This window comes from Hydrogenivirga sp. 128-5-R1-1 (assembly GCF_000171895.1).
The window spans coordinates 1-2456 of sequence record NZ_ABHJ01000122.1; the positions used below are offsets into that span (position 1 = coordinate 1).

4 protein-coding genes and 1 pseudogene are annotated in these 2456 nt (G+C 31.8%); 1 reads left to right on the forward strand and 4 read right to left on the reverse strand.

Going from position 1 to position 2456, the window contains the following annotated elements; all coding sequences use genetic code 11:
* Positions 1-196 (reverse strand): annotated as a pseudogene (locus HG1285_RS04495) (hypothetical protein); the annotation flags it as partial.
* A 66-nt stretch (positions 197-262) separates the two neighbouring features.
* On the opposite strand from HG1285_RS04495, the gene HG1285_RS04490 reads away from it, so the two are divergent.
* Entirely contained in the window at positions 263-499 is a 237-nt protein-coding gene (locus HG1285_RS04490; protein ID WP_008288624.1) for a hypothetical protein, read from the forward strand.
* Here HG1285_RS04490 and HG1285_RS04485 read toward each other — a convergent pair.
* From HG1285_RS04485 to tpiA, 3 genes are read right to left on the reverse strand one after another with little or no spacing between them, the layout of a single operon-like run.
* The gene (locus tag HG1285_RS04485) at positions 496-1359 is read right to left on the reverse strand and encodes an NAD(P)-dependent oxidoreductase (RefSeq protein WP_008288625.1); all 864 of its coding nucleotides are present in this window, start codon (positions 1357-1359) and stop codon (positions 496-498) included. The genes HG1285_RS04490 and HG1285_RS04485 overlap by 4 nt on opposite strands.
* 1 nt (position 1360) lies before the next feature.
* Positions 1361-1669, reverse strand: coding sequence for a preprotein translocase subunit SecG (secG, locus tag HG1285_RS04480; RefSeq protein WP_008288626.1), 309 nt, complete (start codon positions 1667-1669; stop codon positions 1361-1363).
* Between the two features lies 1 nt (position 1670).
* On the reverse strand, positions 1671-2441 hold the full coding sequence (tpiA, locus tag HG1285_RS04475; protein ID WP_032496932.1) for a triose-phosphate isomerase: 771 nt from the start codon (positions 2439-2441) through the stop codon (positions 1671-1673).
* Positions 2442-2456 lie beyond the last annotated feature (15 nt).

Genomic DNA, 2456 nt, shown 5'->3' on the forward strand with positions numbered 1-2456 from the left:
TTCCGCCATGACAAACTATACAGCTATTTCCTGCAAAACCTGCTTTTTCAGCTATCTCGTTTATCTCTTTCATCATCTCAGAATTTGGGTCTCTTATGCTTTCAATTCCTTTGTGGCATTTTAGACAGTTGTTCTGAGCGTAAGATTGTAAGTGAAGTATAAAAATTGTTAATAAAAAGAATATGAAATTTCTCATCTTATTGCTCCATCCAAAATACGGTATATTATTAAAGTATATAACCAAAAACCATAAGGAGCAAAAATGTTTTCTATATTAACAAAAATATGGCTTTTTTTACTTGTAGCTGCTGCTTTAGCAATATCTTTAGTATTCTCAGTTTTTCTATTTGCAGCAGTTTTAGTTATTGCTGCGATTACCATTCCTTATGTTTACTATGTTAAATGGAAAGCAAAAAAAGAAATGAAAAAAATAGAAAAAGACTGGATAGAGGTAGAATACACCTGTGAGCCTGAAAAAGAGCTTAAAGATAAGTTTTAAGATATATTTGAGAGTTTTTTAAATACTTCAAATACAGCTGAAAAATCTAAATCCGAAAGATTGTTTGCCTTCGCACTGTTATAAAATTCTCTGGAAGTAGATGTAAATTGTGAAGCTATTCCAAGCTTGTTTGCAACGTCTAAAGCATATGATAAATCCTTATGAATAAGACTTACAGAAAAATGGGTTGAGTAATCCTCATTTAAAAGTTTTTCTTTTTTTGCATCTAAAACCATTGATTTTCCAGCACCATTTTCAAGTACCTTTATCGCAAGCTTTTCATCTATACCTGCTTTTTTTATAAACGCAAATGCCTCACACAAGACATTTAAAAATGAGCCTAAAACAGTATTGTTTACAAGTTTCATTGTAGAAGCTATACTGTAATCTCCCATATAAAAAATTTCTTTCCCAAGTACTGAAAATATATCAAGGTTGTTTTTATAAGTACTTTCATCTCCACTTACAACTATAGTTAAAAGACCTTTTTGAGCAGGAATTACACTACCAATAACTGGAGCCTCTAAAAAATCTGCTCCTCTTGTTATAAGTATTTCAGCAACTTTTTTAGCTGTTTCTGGATGAATAGTGGTCATATCAATAAAAAGTTTATCCTTTATATCAAATTGAACAATTTTTGAGTAAATATCAAGAACAGAATTTGAATCAAAAAGCATTGTTATGATTATATCTCTATCTTTCACAAGCTCTTCTAATGTTTCTACATAATCTATCTTACTTTTCTTTGCTTTTTCTATAGTCCTATTCCATACTTTTATATCAAAGCCTGCATTTTTTAGATTAGTAGCCATAGGAAGTCCCATATGACCAAGACCTATCCATCCAATTTTCTTTTTCAACTTATTTGCCCCCTTTTTCTCCAGCAGGCTTACTAACAGGAACATTTTCAGGAAGTTCAATACTTTTTTTGGTTTCATAATGGTTTATAAGAGACAAAGAAAGCACAAGAGCAAGGAAAATACCACCAAGCCAGTAAGTTAGTTTGGTTAAAAATGTTGTAGCTCCTGCTCCAAGTACAGCTGCAGCTGCACCTGAACCAAAAACAGCCCCTATTTCTGAGCCTTTTGTTTTCTGCATAAGTATTAAAATAACAAGTAAAATTCCATCTATTACCAGCAAAATAGATAATATTGTATATAAAAGTCCCAAGTTATACCTCCAGTACTTTGGTTATAATTTTATAAAATCTTTCAGGGTCTAAACTTGCAGAACCTACTAAAAACCCATTCACATTAGGTTGTTTTATTAAATCACCTGCATTATTTTCATTCACACTTCCACCGTATAAGATTCTTGTTTTATCATCATTTCCTTTAGACATTTCATTTATTAAACTTCTGATAAATTTGTGGACCTCTTCAGCCTGTCCAGGAGTGGCATTTTTTCCTGTTCCAATTGCCCAAACTGGCTCATAAGCTATATCTAAAAACTGCATATCTTTTTCTATTCCAGCAAGGGCTTTTCTTATCTGGGCCTCAACAACATTTAAAGTTTTCCCAAGTTCTCTTTCTTCAAGAGTTTCACCAACACATAAAATAGGTCTTAATCCATGTTCTATTGCTGAAAACATCTTTTTGTTTATAAGCTCATCTTTTTCTCCAAAAATATGCCTTCTTTCTGAATGTCCTAAAATCACATAATCAACCTGTAGTTCATTAAGCATTAATGGAGAAATTTCTCCTGTAAATGCTCCTTTTTCCTCATAATACATATTTTGAGCACCAAGTTTTACATTGTACTCACCTTCTTTTTTTGCTGTATCAAGTTTTATAGAAGCAGAAGAAAGGGCTGTAAAAGGCGGTGCTATCATTATTTCAATTTCAAACAAGTCTTTAACTGAAGGAAGAAAAAGTTCTAAATACTCAAGGGTATCAGCTACTGTTTTATTCATTTTCCAGTTAGCTGCAATTAAATACTTCATTTTATTCTCCAAGAT

Bases quoted from the DNA above. Each gene is read 5' to 3' on its own strand.
- HG1285_RS04490 (WP_008288624.1), top strand. From the start codon at position 263: ATGTTTTCTATATTAACAAAAATATGGCTTTTTTTACTTGTAGCTGCT.
- tpiA (WP_032496932.1), bottom strand. From the start codon at position 2,441: ATGAAGTATTTAATTGCAGCTAACTGGAAAATGAATAAAACAGTAGCT.